Source organism: Micromonospora sp. WMMD736, from assembly GCF_049179015.1.
GTDB lineage: Bacteria > Actinomycetota > Actinomycetes > Mycobacteriales > Micromonosporaceae > Micromonospora.
Genome location: NZ_JBMHMI010000001.1, coordinates 811348 through 826152, shown reverse-complemented (window position 1 = coordinate 826152; position 14805 = coordinate 811348). Strand labels below are relative to the sequence as shown.

Genomic DNA, 14805 nt, shown 5'->3' with positions numbered 1-14805 from the left:
GCCGGTCCCGCCGCCGGGGAAGACGGCGGGACCGGCCGGCGGATGTCGCTGTCGGACGCACCTAGTCGGCGAGCGCCTCGACGACGGGCCGCGACAGCGCCCGGCGGGCCGGAAGCACCGAGGCGAGCAGGGCGGCCAGCACCGCCACGCCGAGGATCGAGGAGAGCTGGCCGAGTGGCAGCACCACGTGGAAGTCCCCGCCGAGGCGGGCCAGCAGCGCCATGCCGGCGGCGCTGACGCCGGTACCCAGCCCGATGCCGAGGACCGCGCCCACGAGCGTCATCAGGATCGCCTCGACCGCGAGCATGGCCCGCATCCGGTTGCGGGTCAGCCCGACCGCCCGCAGGACACCGTTCTCCCGGGTGCGCTCGACCACCGACAGGCTCAGCGTGTTGGCCACGCCGACGAGGGCGATCACGATGGCCAGGCCGAGCAGCGCGGTGACGGAGGCCAGCAGCATGTCCACCGTGCCGGTGAGCATCTTCTTGTACGCGCCCTGGTCCATGAGGTTCGCCGTCGGGTAGCGGGCGAGCACGGCCTCGATCGCGGCGCGGGCCCGGTCGTCGCGTACGCCGCTGGCCGGGTCGATCTCGGCCAGGAAACCCCGTTCGCGGGGAAAGAGGACGGCGAAGTCCCGGTCGTCGAGCTCGATGACGTGTCCCTCGGCCGCCGCACTCCCGACCATGGCCGGTGTGTCGTCGGCGACCACCGCGGCCACCCGGAACGACCGTCCCTCGATGGTGACGGCGGAACCGACCTGCCAGCCGTGCGCCCGCGCCAACTCCTGGTGCACCAGCACCTGTCCGGGACCGAGCCGGTCGACGTCGCCGGCCACCACGCCGGACAACGTCCGACCGACCAGCGCCGGGTGGGCGGCCCGGACCTCGATGTCGCCGGTGACGACGCTGCGCTGCTCGTGCACCACGCCCAGTTCGGGGCGCGCGGCCAGCTCACCGCTGAGCGCGGCGGGCAGATTCTGGCCGATGCCGCTGACCACGAAGTCCGTCCCGATCTCGGCGTCGACACTGCGTTCGATGCCGTCCTTGGTGCTGCGCGCGCCCACCACGAACGCCGACACCAAGCCGATCCCGATGACCAGGGCGGTCGCCGTCGCGGCGATCCGACGCGGGTTGCGGACCGCGTTCGCCACCGCCAGGCCGACGGTCATACCGAACACCCGGCGGGCCGGCCAGCCGATCAGCCGGACCAGCGCCGGGACGAGCAGCGGGCCGAACAGCACGATGCCGAAGAAGGCCAACACACCGCCCACCGCCACGAGGAGCACCTGGCCGGCGCTGGCCGCGCCGGCCAGCGCCGCGACCCCCGCGCCCAGCACCACCGCGCCGAGGGCCAACCGCGCCCGGCCCGCTCCCCGGGCGGGCTGCACGGCGGCATCGGTCAGCGCGGCCACCGGGGCGACGCGGGTGCCCCGCCAGGCCGGTAGCAGCGCGGCGGCCACGGTGAGCCCGGTACCGAGCAGCAGGCTGGTCAGCACGGTCGAGCCGGCGACGGTCAACCCGCCGGCGAGCGGCACCTCCAGTCGGGACATCAGGAGGCGCATACCGGCGGCGAGGGCCGCCCCGAGCAGCACCCCGAGCATCGACGCGACGAAACCGAGCACCGCCGACTCCAGCAACGCGGCCCGGAAGACCTGCCCCCGGGTCGCGCCCACCAGGCGCAGCAGCGCGGTCCGTCGGGTGCGCTGGGCCAGCACGATCGCGAAGGTGTTGGCGATCACGAAGCCGGCCACCACCACCGCGACGCCGACGAAGATGAGCAGCAGCATCAGGAACTGGTTCAGGTTACGCACGGAGTCCTCGACGGCCTCGTCGAGGATCTGCTGCCGGCCCTTCACCTCGGCGTCGGTGTTCCCGACGGCGGCACGCAGCCGCTCGGCCAGCGCCGCCTGGGCCGTTCCCGGCCGGGCCGCCACCATGATCCGGTCGTAACCACGCCCGCCGGTGAGCGCGAGCGCGTCCGCGCCGACCAGGCCGATGAACGGACCGCCGACGTCGCGGACGCCGCCCGCCACGTCGACCGTGCCGACCAGGGTGTACGGGCGGGCCGGCCCGTCGGTCCCGCCGACGAGGACTTCAGCGCCGAGGGTGAAGCCCTCCTTCGCCACGGTGGGCGCGTCGAGCACCACCTCGCCCGTGCGGTCGGGGAGCCGACCGGCGACCACGTCGTACGAGCGCAGGGCCGACTCGGTGGGGATGGCGGCGAGCACGGCGTAGCCGAGCACCGGCCGCCCGTCAGCGCCGAGGAGTCCACCGGCGCCGAGCAGCTCACCGGCCGCGGCGGCCACCCCGTCGACCCTCCGGACGTCGTCGACCAGCCTCGCCGGGAGCGGCTTGTGGCCGTCGGGATAGACGCCGAGGTCGGTGTGTCGGTCGAAGGCGCCGGCCCGCTGGTACGCGCCCGCGCGCATGCCGTCCACGACGATCAGCGTGCCGGCGACGAAGGCGACACCGAGCACGACGGCGAGCGTGGAGAGCAGCATGCGCAGCGCCTCGGCGCGCAGCGTACGCAGGGTCAGGCGGATCATGTGCGGGCTCCCGGTGCCGGCGCGGATCGGACCCCTGGAACGCTATGGCCGGTCCGGCCGGATCGATCTCCACCTGCGCTCTCGACCGGGGTACGCCGCAGGTGGCGCACGGACGCGCCGGCCGTACGACCGAGGTCGTACGGCGGGTCAGCGCCCGGGTGTGACCAGGCCGCTCTCGTACGCCAGCACGACCGCCTGCACCCGGTCGCGCAGGTGCAGCTTCGCCAGGATCCGTCCGACGTGGGTCTTCACCGTCGCCTCGGCCACGTGCGCCTTGGCGGCGATCTCGGCGTTGGACAGCCCCTGGGCGACCAGCAACAGGACCTCCCGCTCCCGCTCGGTGAGCTGCGCCAGCCGGGGGTCGGCGGTCGGGGTGACGCCGAGCTGGCCGGCGAAGCGGTCCAGCAGCCGCCGCGTGATCGACGGGGCGACCACCGAGTCGCCCCGCGCGACCACGCGGATCGCGTCCAGCAGTTCCTCCGGTGGCACGTTCTTGAGCAGGAAGCCGCTCGCGCCGGCCCGCAGCGCGGCGAACGCGTCGGCCTCGGTGTCGAAGGTGGTCAGCACCAGCACCCGGGGCGGACCGGACGGCCGGTCGGCGCAGATCCGACGGGTGGCCTCCACCCCGTCCATGGTCGGCATCCGGATGTCCATCACCACCACGTCCGCCTCGGTGCGGGCCAGCACCCGCAGGGCGTCCGCGCCGTCGATGGCCTCCCCGACCACCGCCAGGTCGGGCTGCGAGTCCAGCACCATCCTGAACCCGGCGCGCACCAGCGCCTGGTCGTCCACGATCACCACCCGGACAGTCATGCCGCGATCACCTCCGCTGAGGGCTCCGACGGTAGCGGGAGCCGTACCACCACCTGCCAGCCCCCGGTCGGCCGGGGACCGGCGGTGAGGCTGCCGTCGTACACCGTCACGCGCTCGCGCATGCCCAGCAGACCGTGACCGCCGGATGGCGCCGGGCTGACCACCGGGCGGCCTCGGCCGTCGTCGACGACCCGGACCTCGACGGCGTCGGCGGCGTACGTCATCCGCGCGTCCACGGTGGCGCCGACGCCGGCGTGCTTGAGCGCGTTGGTCAGCGCCTCCTGCACCACGCGGTAGACGGTCAGCTCCAGGCCCGGCGGCAGGGCGGGTGGCTCGCCGGTGACGGTGTCCCGAACGCGCAGCCCGGCGTCGCGGAAGCGGGCCAGCAGGTCGGGCAGCTCGGCCAGGGCCAACCGGCGGTGCTCCGGGTCGGCGGCCACGACGTCCGCCCCGGCGGGGCCCGCGTCGCGCAGGACCCCGACGAGCCGGCGCATCTCCTCCAGCGCGGAGCGGCCGGTGTCGGCGACCACCTTCACGGCGGCGCGCGCCTGCTCGGGGTCACGGTCGAGCATGAAGCGGGCCCCGTCCGCCTGGACGATCATCACCGCCATGCTGTGCGCCACGACGTCGTGCAGCTCGCGGGCGATCCGGGTGCGCTCCTCGGCGACCGCCGCCCGGGACTCGGCTTCCCGCTCCCGTTCGAGGGTGGCGGCGCGCTCCTCGAGGCTCAGCACGTAGAGGCGGCGGGTCCGCACGTTCAGCGCGACGAGCCAGACCGCACCGGTGACCAGCGCGTACCAGAGCGCGGTCACCCACCACATGACGACGCCCGGGGTCTGCGCGGCGGCGAGCAGCACGCCCACGGCGGCGACCGCGCCGGCCAGTACGCCGTCGCGCAGCCGCCGACCGTACTTCACGACGCTGTAGAGCGCGATCAGGACGGCGACGTCGAAGGCGAGCGGACCCCACCGGGCGATCACCTGGACCAGGGCGAGCGCCGCCACGACGACGGTCACCGCGCTCGGGTGGGTACGGCGGAACAGCAGCGCCACCGCCATGCCCAGGCCGACGCCGGTGGCGGCCCAGCCGCCGGGGTGGGACACCGCCGCGGTGAAACCGACGAACGCCACCACAGCGGAGACGGCCACGTCGAAGGCGACGCCGCGCAGGGGGCGGCCGAACAGCGTGCGTCTCACGGTCACCCAGCGTACGGGTCGGCGACGGTCAGGGCGGCGTCAGCTCGCGCAGGCGGTTGATCTCGATGGCCTGCTCGGTGGCGAGTGAGGTGGCGAGTTCGTTGAGGGTCGCGTCGAGCCCGACCGACAGCAGGTCGGTGGCCATGGTCACGGCGCCCTGGTGGTGGTCGGTCATCATCGTGATGAAGAGCCGGTCGAACTCGACGCCCCGGGCCGCGCCCAGTCGCCGCATCGCCTCGGGGGACTGCATGCCGCGCATGCCGGCGTGGTCGTGGCCGGGCGTCGTCTCGGGCAGCCCCCGGGTGGAGAGCCAGCCGCGCAATACCTTGATCTCCGGGCCCTGACCGGCGCGGATCCGGTCGGCGTACGCGCGGATCCGGGGATCGGCCGCGTGGTCCACCGCGAGGGCGCTCATCTCCAGCGCCTGCTGGTGGTGCGGGATCATCATCTGGACGTAGACGGTGTCCAGTCCGTTGTAGCGGGGTGGGCTGTCGTCGCGCAGCTCGTGCGCGGACCGGGCGACGGCCGGCTCCCCCGGGCGGCCGGGCACGAGGACCGGCGGCGGTGGTGGACCGGTCGGGCCGGTCGCCGTCGGCGTGGGCGCCGCCGATGCGGGTGCGGCGGCCGGCCGGTCGGGTTCACCGGCGGCGCGGACGGCCAGCACCACCATTGCCGCGACGATGGCCGCCGCTATGACGACGGCGAGTAACCGACCACGTCGGACAGTCATGCCACACTCCCCTGAGGTCGAGGTCGCAGCGATCCTATCCATTGAAGAGTCCGCACATATGTGACCCAGCTCACATCGATGATCTCCGAGGCTCGGTAAGGTACCGACAACGTCATCCCCCCTTTCGAAGGGCGCCGCCAATGATCAAGTTGGCCACCGCACGGCTCCGACAACTCCGCATCGTCAGTCTGGCCGCGACCGGCCTGCTGCTGACCAGCGTCGCCCTGGCGACGCCGAGCAGCGCGCAGGAGGCCGCACCCGCTGCGGCACCAGCGGCCGCCGCCAGCGACATTCCGGGCGTCGACGAGATCCGCAGCAGCCCCAACCTGCGGCAGATCGCCAACCTCCCCAAGCAGGCGCCGTTCGACACGACGGCCGCGCTCAACAGCGACATGGCGTTCCAGGGCAGGTACGCCTTCGCCGGCAACTACAACGGGTTCGTCATCTACGACATCTCCCGGCCCAGCGCGCCCACGATCAAGGCGCAGGTCAACTGCCCGGGCTCGCAGAACGACATCTCCGTCTACGGCGACCTGCTGTTCCTCTCCACCGACTCGTCCCGCAGCGACGACTCGTGCGCCAGCGTCGCGCAGCCGGCCTCGGTGAAGGAGTCGTGGGAGGGCATCAAGGTCTTCGACATCAGCGACAAGGCCAACCCGCGCTACATCAAGTCCGTCGAGACCGCCTGCGGGTCGCACACCCACACGCTGGTGCCGGGCAAGGACCGCAAGAACGTCTACCTGTACGTCTCGTCGTACAGCCCGCGGGCCGAGTTCCCCGACTGCCAGCCGCCGCACGACTCCATCTCCATCGTCAAGGTGCCGGTGAAGAAGCCGACCCAGGCCGCCGTCATCTCGACGCCGAACCTCTTCCCGGACGGTGGTTTCCCGGGCAGCGAGACCGGCTCGGCGACCACCGGCTGCCACGACATCACCGCGTACCCGGCGAAGGACATCGCCGCCGGCGCCTGCATGGGTGACGGCATCCTGCTCGACATCAAGAACCGCGAAGCGCCCAAGGTGATCACGCGGGTCCGGGACACGGTGAACTTCGCGTTCTGGCACTCGGCCACCTTCAACAACGCCGGCACCAAGGTCGTCTTCACCGACGAGCTGGGCGGCGGCGGCGCGGCCACCTGCAACGAGACCGTCGGTCCCGACCGCGGGGCGGACGCCGTCTACGACATCACCGGCCGCGGCAACGCCCGGAAGCTGGAGTTCCGCAGCTACTACAAGATCCCCCGGACCAACGGCGACACCGAGAACTGCGTGGCACACAACGGCTCGCTGATCCCGGTGCTCGGGCGGGACATCATGGTGCAGGCCTGGTACCAGGGCGGCATCTCGGTCTGGGACTTCACCGACTCGCGCCACCCCAAGGAGATCGCCTACTGGGAGCGCGGCCCGCTGTCCACCACCCAGGCCCTCACCGGCGGCGCCTGGTCGACGTACTACTACAACGGCAACATCTACTCCAACGACATCCAGAAGGGTCTGGACGTCCTGGAGCTGAACGACTGGCGGACCTGGTCGGCGCACCTGACCCGGTTCCCCGAGCTGAACGTGCAGACCCAGCCCGGCTACCTGAGCTGGTAGAACGACGCTCGACCCGGGCCCGGCCCCCGTTCAGGGGGCCGGGCCCGGCCGCGTCCGGTGGGCCTGGTCACCCGGGCAGGGGGTTGACGCGCGCCGGACCGCACGCTGTGTCAACGTGGTCACCTGTGAAGTCCGCCGCCGGCGCACCGCCGGCCCCGCCCGAGCCGACCGCGCGCTGGCGTCCCCACCCGCTCGACCTGGTGGCGGTCGTCCTCGCGGTGGCCGGCGCGGTCTGCGCGCTGACCGGGCTGCTGCCCCGCGCCGAGACCACGGCCACCCTGCACCGCATCCTGCCGCTGCTGCTCTTCCTCGGCACCGTGATCGTGCTGGCCGAGCTGACCGCCGTCGCGGGCGTCTTCGACGTGCTCGCCAGCCGGCTGGCCATCGCCTCCCGGGGCCGCTGGGCCGCGCTGTTCCTGCTCTGCGGCGGCCTGGCCACGGTGACCACCCTCGTACTCAACCTCGACACCACCGCCGTGCTGCTCACCCCGGTACTGCTCGCCCTGGCCCGCAGCCTGCGCGTCCCGGCCGGGCCGCTCGCGGTCACCACGGTCTGGCTGGCGAACACCGCCAGCCTGCTGCTGCCGGTGTCGAACCTGACGAACCTGCTGGCCGCCGACCGGGTCGGCCTCACCCCCCTGGCGTACGCCGAGCGCATGGCGCTGCCGCAGCTCGCCGCCGTGACGGTCACCATGGCACTGCTCTGGTACGCCTGGTGGCGGCGGGAACGACCGGACGGCGGACGCTTCGTCCCACCGGCCCCGCAGGTGCCGGCCGATCCGGTGCTGCACCGCACCGCGCTCGCCGGCTGCCTGCTCTTCGTCGCCGGCATCCTCGCCGGGGTGGAGATCGGGCTCGCCTCCAGCGTCGCCCTCGCGCTGGTGCTGGTCGGCTTCGTGGTCCGCTCCCCCGCGACGTTGCGGCCCGCCCTGGTGCCGGTACGGCTGCTGCTCTTCGTGGTCGGCCTCTTCCTGGTGGTGCAGACCCTCGGCCGGCACGGGCTGGACGACCTGGTGGCCCGCCTGGTGGGCGCCGACGGCGGGGCGGCCGGTGCGGTGCGGGCCGGCGGCACCGGCGCGCTGCTGGCGAACGCGGTCAACAACCTGCCGGCGTACCTGGCCGGCGAGTCGGTGCTGCCGCCCGCCGACCACACCCGCCTGCTGGCCCTGCTGATCGGCACCAACGTCGGCCCGCTGGCCGCGCCCTGGGCGTCGCTGGCCACCCTGCTGTGGTTCGAACGCTGCCGGGCTGCCGGTGTGACGGTGCCGGTGAAGCGGTTCGTGCTGACCAGCAGCCTGCTCGCCGTCGTCGGCACGCTCGCGGCGGTCGGCGCGCTGCTCTTGGTGAGCTGAGCGCCGACCGCCGCGAGGATCAGCCTCGTTCGACGGCGAGCTGGAGTTCGGTCACGCCGCGCTCCGGGGCGTCCTGGCAGTACTCCAGGTAGACCTCGCGGGCGAACCCGTCCGGGCGGTACCCGTTGTCCTCGATCCATCGGGCCAGCGCCTGGACGCTCCGGTCGGCGTCGTCCATCGAGCCGTGGTGCACGATCGTCGCGGCCGTCCCGACCGCCGGCAGGTCCCGCACCGTCACACCGGGAACAGCCGCGACGCCACCGCCGACGCTCACCCCGGCGTGCACCACCACGGCCTCGCCCTCGTCGTCGGCCGGTTCGTACCAGGCGATGCTCGGGCCGGACGGGGTGATCCCGGCGGCGTCGAGCCGGCCGAACAGCTCCGGGTAGAGCGGCTGGATCACCGGGCCGATGTCCTGGCCCTCGTAGCTGGCCGCGACGGCGGTCAGCTCCGCCACACGTACCGGCGGGATCTGCTTGATTACGACGTCCTGGTTGGTCATCCGACCCTCCGCTTCGATCATCCGGAGCCTCGCTTCGACCGCCGCGAGCCGGGCCGTGTCGGCGGCCAGCCGGGCGGCCAGCTCGCTGCGGCGCAGCCGCAGCATGCCGCGCAGCTCGGCGGTGTCGACGGACTCGTCCACGATCGCCCGCACCTGCTCCAGGGTGAGCCCCAGGTCCTTCAGGGCGATCACCCGGTTGAGCCGACGCAACTGCTCGGCCCGGTAGAAGCGGTAGCCGGTGTGCGGGTCGACGCTTGCCGGGTGCAGCAGGCCGATGCTGTCGTAGTGGCGCAGCATCCGCACCGACACGCGGGCCAGTCGAGCGAAGTCTCCGATGGTGAACATGATCCCCTCACGCTGGTCCCTGACACGGTGTCAGAGTCAAGCGTCGAGCGGGATCAACCCACCGGTGAGCGGCGGGAGGGGCGGGGTCCGACGAGCCGGCGGACCATCGGCGCGGCGTTCCACTTCGCCGCCCCGACCAGGTCGCGGGCGTGTTCCAGGACCGTGTAGTCGGGCCGGTTCATCCCGTCGGCGATGGCCCGGTCCAGGTCGTTGCCGCACCGGCTCAGCACGGTGTCGAAGTCGCGCCGGACCGGCTCCAGCAGGTCGTACCCGAACGACCGGTGCATCCGGGCGAACAGCGGCTTGTAGAGCCGGACCCGCTCGTGCAGCCCGGAGGAGTACGACATGGGGTGCTTCGGCCGCCGCAGGACGTAGTCGGGCAGCAGGTCGGCGAACGCCCGCCGTACGACCCACTTCTCCTGGCCGTCGCGCACCTTCAGATCCAGGGGCAGGCGCATCGCCAGCTCCACGACGCTGAGGTCGAGGAACGGCACCCGCGCCTCCACGCCGTGCCCCATGGCGGTCCGGTCCACCCGCTGCAACTCGGTACGGCACAGGTTGCGGATCCGGTGCAGGAACAGCCGGCGGGACGCGACCGGGTCGACCTGCCGGTACATCGGGTACCCGCCGAACAGCTCGTCGGAGCCGTCACCGGTGAGCACCACCTTGACGCCCAGATCCCGCAGCCGCCGGAAGATCGGCACGGAGACGACGGCGTTGATGATGTCGCCGTACTCGGTCAGCTCCGAGATCCGGATGGCCTCGCGGACGTCGGCCAGCCGGATGTCGCGCGGGCGTAGCTCGACCACGACGTGCGGCACGTCGAGGTCGGCGGCGAGCCGGCGGGCGTACGCGACGTCGGGGCTGTCCGGCACGCCGACCGTCACCGCCACGCAGTCCGGGTGGATGTCGCGTACCTGCCGCAGCGTCAACGAGCTGTCCAGTCCGCCGGAGAGGACGACGCCCACGGTCAGATCGGTCTCCACCCGCATCCGGATGGCGTCGGTCAGGGCGGCCCGGACGAGCAGGGTGGCCTCGTCCGGGTCGTCGATGACCGGCAGGCCCTCGCCGATGGTGAGCAGGTCGACGTACGGGCGCAGCCGCACGGGGCCGTCCGCCTCCGCCCAGCCGTGGTGACCGGGAGGCACCTCGCTGACCGGGGCGTGGTGCCCGACGAGCGCCTTGACCTCGGAGGCGAGGTGCAGGCAGTCCGGCCGCCGGGACCAGTACAGCGGTTTCACCCCGAGCGGGTCGCGGGCCAGGTACGCCCGGCCGGTGGCGCGTTCGACGACCGCGAAGGCGTACTCGCCGCGCAGCCGCGTCACCGCCGACTCGCCCCACTGCTGGAAGGCCGCCAACAGCACCTCGGTGTCGCTGTCGGTGCGGAACACCTGTCCGAGGCGGGTGAGCTGGGCGCGCAGCTCCCGGTGGTTGAAGATCTCGCCGTTGAAGCAGAGCAGCCACCGCTCGTCGGTCGACGTCCAGGGCTGCACGGCCCGGTCCCGGTCGACGACGCGCAGCCGGCGGGTGCCGGCGAGCAGTCCCGTCTCGCAGCGGGTCTCGGTGACCTCGCCGCGTGGGGCGAGGACGGCGAGCATCCGCCGGAACGTCGCCGGGTCGGCCTCGGGGCCGAGGCTGAGCGCGATGCCGCACACGGGCTCAGACCCCCATCTCGGCTTCGTACGCCCGGCGCAGGCGACGTCGGGCGGTGGGCGCGAGGCACAGGTGCCAGGCCTGCCCCTCGTCGATCACGTTCAGGTCGCCGGCCTCCTGCCGGGCCAGCAGCAGCTCCGCGAGAGCGTCGCGCGCACCGAACCGGGTGAACCAGGCCAGCTCGACGTCGACCGAGTAGCCGAGGCAGTGGCCGCTGGGCAGCATCGCCGCGTAGCCCAGGCGGCGCAGCCGGTACTGGTGCTCCATGCTGCGGACGAGGCTCGTCACCCAGAGCGGCGGAGTGCCCGCGGGCGCGGCGGCGGCGAACTCCCGGCCCAGTTCGTTGAGGAGCGCGACGACCTCGCGGCGGGCGCGCCGGAACAGCAGCCCGGCGGTGTGCGGGGTCGCGTCGGGGCGCAGCCGCCGGCGCAGGCCGCGCGCGGCCCGGCCCAGCACGGTCGCCGGTTGCTCCTGGTACCGGAAGCGCAGCAGGTCCCGGCGGCGCAGCCACTCCAGGTCGACGAGTTCGGCGCTGCCGTTGACCTGCTCGTCGGTGCGGAACACGGGGGCGTCCTGCCACCACAGCACGTCGATGCGGGAGAGCAGGTAGATCCGGACCAGCGCGGTGAGGTCGCGGGCCGAGGTGCGCTCGTTCGGCTGGTAGCGGGCCATCTCCAGCAGCAGCGTCTCGCGCGCGCCGAGCAGGCCCTGCGGGGTGGCGTCGAGCACGGCGGCCAGGGCCGGTTCGCGCAGCCGCTCGTCGATCAGTACCTGACGTGCCCGGGTGCTGGTGGCATCGGCCAGGGCCCCCACCTCGACGAGCAGGTCGGCCACGGCCGCCCGGTAGGCGACGAGGTCGGGGGCGGTGCTGGGCAGGCGGCGTGCGGCGATGCCGGAGGGTCGGCGGCGAGGTGGCGCGGTGGGCGAGGGCTGCTGCCCCGGACTACGGCTGGGCACTCGCATGACGGGGTCCCTTCTCCGGTCACGGCGCTGAGTGAATCGCCCTGAAAACACCGTAATCACCGAGACCGGCGCAGACCGAACTATCTTCCGATTTACCCCCGAACGGACGCGACGACCCATCGGGGGTCGGCGGGACCCCAGCGCGGCCCGGAACAGCAGCCACGGATCGCGGAAGCAGCTTCGACAGCGCCGATGACGTCATCGGAGCGGGGTGACGGTCCGATCCGTACCGTCGTAGCTGCGTGCCCCCTCGAACGCGCCGGTCGGGCGCTGCCCACCGGTCACGGCACGGGCCATCCGCAGGTCCGCGTCGCGGAACCGCAGCGCCAGGCTGAGGTGCGGCACCCACGCTCCCGGGGCGTGCCAGGGACGATGCCCGTCGGCCCGGTCCAGGGCCTCCCAGACGGCCGCGTGCAGCGCCGTCAACGCCGGCGTGGGTCGGACGAGCCAGACCAGCGGGGCGCTGCCGTCCAGGACGACGACCCGGTCGAGGGTGACCGGCAGCGGCAACGCGGCGTCGAACAGGTCGGCCAGTTGCCGCTCGACACCGGACGGAAACTCGTCCACGGCCGCCAGCGTCAGGTGGGGCCGGTTCGTCGGATGGATGTTGCGGGCCAGGCTCGGCAACCCGGCGGCGGCCAACCGCGTCCAGGCCGTCCGGATCGCGGCGTCCAACCCGGGCGAGCAGACCAGTTCCACCGTACGCACCCAGAAACGCTAGCCCGACGACCGCCGCCCCCGCCGAGCGACCGCCCGACCGGAGGTGATCAAGAGGTTCGCGTCAGGATGACCACGATTCCTGACCCGAACCTCTCGATCACCAGGGCGCCTGGATGGTCGCGTGCGGTGTTGTGCCGGTCGGCGCAGCGGCCCCGACGGGGTGATGAAAGGCTTGGCACATGAGTTCCGCACCTGCACAGCACGACGCACCGACCGCCAGCGACCCCGAGGTGACCGCGTTCACGGACCTGGGGCTGCGCGCCGAACTGCTGGGCGCGTTGTCCGCCCTCGGTTACGAGGAGCCGACCCCCATCCAGCGGGAGGCCATCCCACCGCTGATCGAGGGTCGGGACCTGCTGGGTCAGGCCGCCACCGGCACCGGCAAGACGGCGGCGTTCGCGCTGCCGCTGCTGCACCGGATGCCGGCGCACCGCGACGGCGGGGACCCGGTGGCGCTGGTGCTGGTGCCGACCCGGGAGTTGGCGGTGCAGGTGTCCGAGGCGTTCCACCGCTACGGCAAGGACCTGGGCGCGCGGGTGCTGCCGATCTACGGCGGGCAGCCGATCGGCCGACAGTTACGGGCGCTGGACAGCGGCGTCGACGTGGTGGTGGCCACCCCCGGGCGCGCGCTGGACCACATCGCCCGGGGCACCCTGCGGCTGAGCGGCCTGGCCACCGTGGTGCTGGACGAGGCCGACGAGATGCTCGACATGGGCTTCGCCGAGGACATCGAGGCGATCCTGGAGCACGCGCCCGCCGAGCGGCAGACGGTGCTCTTCTCGGCCACCATGCCGTCGCGGATCGACGGGATGGCCCGCCAGCACCTGACCGAGCCGGTGCGCATCGAGATCGGCCGCGAGCAGCCGGTGGCGGGCGAGGCGCCCCGGGTGCGGCAGAGCGCGTACATCGTGACCCGCGCGCACAAGCCGGCCGCGCTGGGCCGGGTCCTGGACGTGGAGTCGCCCACGGCGGCGATCGTGTTCTGCCGCAGCCGCGAGGAGGTGGACCGGCTCACCGAGACGATGAACGGCCGGGGTTACCGCTCCGAGGCGCTGCACGGCGGGATGAGCCAGGAACAGCGGGACCGGGTGATGGGCCGGCTGCGCGCCGGCACGGCGGATCTGCTGGTGGCGACCGACGTGGCGGCCCGTGGGCTGGACGTCGAACAGCTCACCCACGTCGTCAACTACGACGTGCCGTCGGCGCCCGAGTCGTACGTGCACCGCATCGGCCGGGTGGGCCGGGCCGGACGCGAGGGCGTGGCGATCACCCTCGCCGAGCCGCGCGAGCACCGGATGCTCAAGACCATCGAACGGGTGACCGGCCAGCGGATCACCATCGACAAGATCCCGACCGTGGCGGACATGCGGACCCGCCGGTTGGAGCTGACCCAGGCGGCGCTGCGCGAGAGTCTGCTGGAGGACGACCTCGACCCGTACCGGGTGATCGTGGAGACGCTGACCGACGAGTTCGACCTGATGGAGGTCGCCCTCGCCGCGGTGAAGCTGGCCCACGAGGTGACGTCGCCGGGCTCCGACGACGAGGAGGAGATCCCGCAGGTTCCGGTCCGTGCCCCGCGCGAGGGTCGGCCGGATTTCGGCGGGCGGGGCGGCGACCGACGCGGTGGCGGCCGGCCGCGCTCCGGCGGCGGCAACACCGTCCAGGTCTTCGTCGGCCTGGGCCGGCGGGCGGGCGTACGCCCCCAGGACCTGGTCGGTGCCATCACCGGCGAGACCGGCATCCGTGGCCGGGACATCGGCTCGATCGAGATCGCCGACCGGTTCTCCCTGGTCGAGGTGCCGCAGGGCGTCGCCGACGAGGTGATTTCCGGGCTGCGGCAGAGCACCATCAAGGGCCGCAAGGCGACCGTGCGCCGCGACCGCGGACGCGACGAGCGCTGAGCTGAGCCGTCGGCGACCGCCGGGTTACGGCGGTCGCCGACGGGCCTTTCAGAAGGAGTACGGGCCGAAGCGTCCCCACGCCACCACGGCGGCGAGGACGAGCAGCACCGCGCAGGTGATCGCGCCCTGGATCTCCAGCCGACGCTCGGCCGCCGTGTCGCGCCTCTTCCGGTCGCGCAGGTGCACGAGGATGCCGCCGATCATGACGATGACCAGCCCGACCGCCGCCAGCGGCGTGAGCACGGCGGCGATGCCGGTGAGCGGGGGCAGCACGAGCCCGAGGGCGGCCGCCAGCTCGACCGCGCCGAGGGCCTTGACCTGTGACGGCGGGACCGGGTCCACCCACCGCATCATGTCGCGCAGCTTGTCCTTGGGTTGGGTCAGCTTCGCCAGGCCGGCGCCGGCGAAGACGACGGCGAGCAGGATCTGGATGACCCAGAGCAGCAGGTTCACGGGTTACCTCCGGGGGAACCGCCTCGCGGCGGAGGGT

General features: G+C 73.2%; 12 protein-coding genes. 3 read left to right on the top strand and 9 right to left on the bottom strand.

Annotated features, from left to right (window positions below):
• Window positions 1-61: 61 nt before the first annotated feature.
• From ACN269_RS03565 to ACN269_RS03550, 4 genes are all read right to left on the bottom strand, one after another.
• Window positions 62-2545, bottom strand: a complete 2484-nt coding sequence (locus ACN269_RS03565) for an ABC transporter permease (protein ID WP_421470993.1) — start codon at window positions 2543-2545, stop codon at window positions 62-64.
• 147 nt (window positions 2546-2692) lie between these two features.
• Window positions 2693-3358 (bottom strand): response regulator, encoded by a 666-nt coding sequence (locus ACN269_RS03560; RefSeq protein WP_421470992.1) that lies wholly within the window; start codon window positions 3356-3358, stop codon window positions 2693-2695.
• Window positions 3355-4560 carry a sensor histidine kinase gene (locus ACN269_RS03555; protein ID WP_421470991.1) on the bottom strand — a complete coding sequence of 402 codons (1206 nt, stop codon included), beginning with the start codon at window positions 4558-4560 and terminating at the stop codon, window positions 3355-3357. Before ACN269_RS03555 ends, ACN269_RS03560 begins: the two co-directional genes overlap by 4 nt.
• A 22-nt stretch (window positions 4561-4582) precedes the next feature.
• The gene (locus ACN269_RS03550) at window positions 4583-5284 is read right to left on the bottom strand and encodes a DUF305 domain-containing protein (protein ID WP_421470990.1); all 702 of its coding nucleotides are present in this window, start codon (window positions 5282-5284) and stop codon (window positions 4583-4585) included.
• A gap of 140 nt (window positions 5285-5424) precedes the next feature.
• Here ACN269_RS03550 and ACN269_RS03545 point away from each other — a divergent pair, with 140 nt between their 5' ends.
• Window positions 5425-6879, top strand: coding sequence for an LVIVD repeat-containing protein (locus ACN269_RS03545; protein ID WP_421470989.1), 1455 nt, complete (start codon window positions 5425-5427; stop codon window positions 6877-6879).
• Window positions 6880-7004: 125 nt separating this feature from the next.
• Window positions 7005-8231 (top strand): SLC13 family permease, encoded by a 1227-nt coding sequence (locus ACN269_RS03540; protein ID WP_421470988.1) that lies wholly within the window; start codon window positions 7005-7007, stop codon window positions 8229-8231.
• A 19-nt stretch (window positions 8232-8250) separates the two neighbouring features.
• Here ACN269_RS03540 and ACN269_RS03535 read toward each other — a convergent pair whose 3' ends face one another.
• The 4 genes from ACN269_RS03535 to ACN269_RS03520 form a co-directional block, all read right to left on the bottom strand.
• A complete protein-coding gene (locus ACN269_RS03535; RefSeq protein WP_421470987.1) occupies window positions 8251-9078 on the bottom strand; it encodes a MerR family transcriptional regulator in 828 nt (275 codons plus the stop codon).
• A 53-nt stretch (window positions 9079-9131) separates the two neighbouring features.
• Window positions 9132-10733, bottom strand: a complete 1602-nt coding sequence (locus ACN269_RS03530) for an asparagine synthetase B family protein (protein WP_421470986.1) — start codon at window positions 10731-10733, stop codon at window positions 9132-9134.
• 4 nt (window positions 10734-10737) lie between these two features.
• On the bottom strand, window positions 10738-11694 hold the full coding sequence (locus ACN269_RS03525) for a DUF5715 family protein (RefSeq protein ID WP_421470985.1): 957 nt from the start codon (window positions 11692-11694) through the stop codon (window positions 10738-10740).
• Between the two features lie 198 nt (window positions 11695-11892).
• On the bottom strand, window positions 11893-12402 hold the full coding sequence (locus ACN269_RS03520) for a 2'-5' RNA ligase family protein (RefSeq protein ID WP_421470984.1): 510 nt from the start codon (window positions 12400-12402) through the stop codon (window positions 11893-11895).
• A 191-nt stretch (window positions 12403-12593) separates the two neighbouring features.
• On the opposite strand from ACN269_RS03520, the gene ACN269_RS03515 reads away from it, so the two are divergent.
• A complete protein-coding gene (locus ACN269_RS03515) occupies window positions 12594-14315 on the top strand; it encodes a DEAD/DEAH box helicase (protein ID WP_421470983.1) in 1722 nt (573 codons plus the stop codon).
• Between the two features lie 48 nt (window positions 14316-14363).
• On the opposite strand, the gene ACN269_RS03510 is transcribed toward ACN269_RS03515, so the two are convergent.
• The gene (locus ACN269_RS03510) at window positions 14364-14768 is read right to left on the bottom strand and encodes a DoxX family protein (RefSeq protein ID WP_421470982.1); all 405 of its coding nucleotides are present in this window, start codon (window positions 14766-14768) and stop codon (window positions 14364-14366) included.
• Window positions 14769-14805 lie beyond the last annotated feature (37 nt).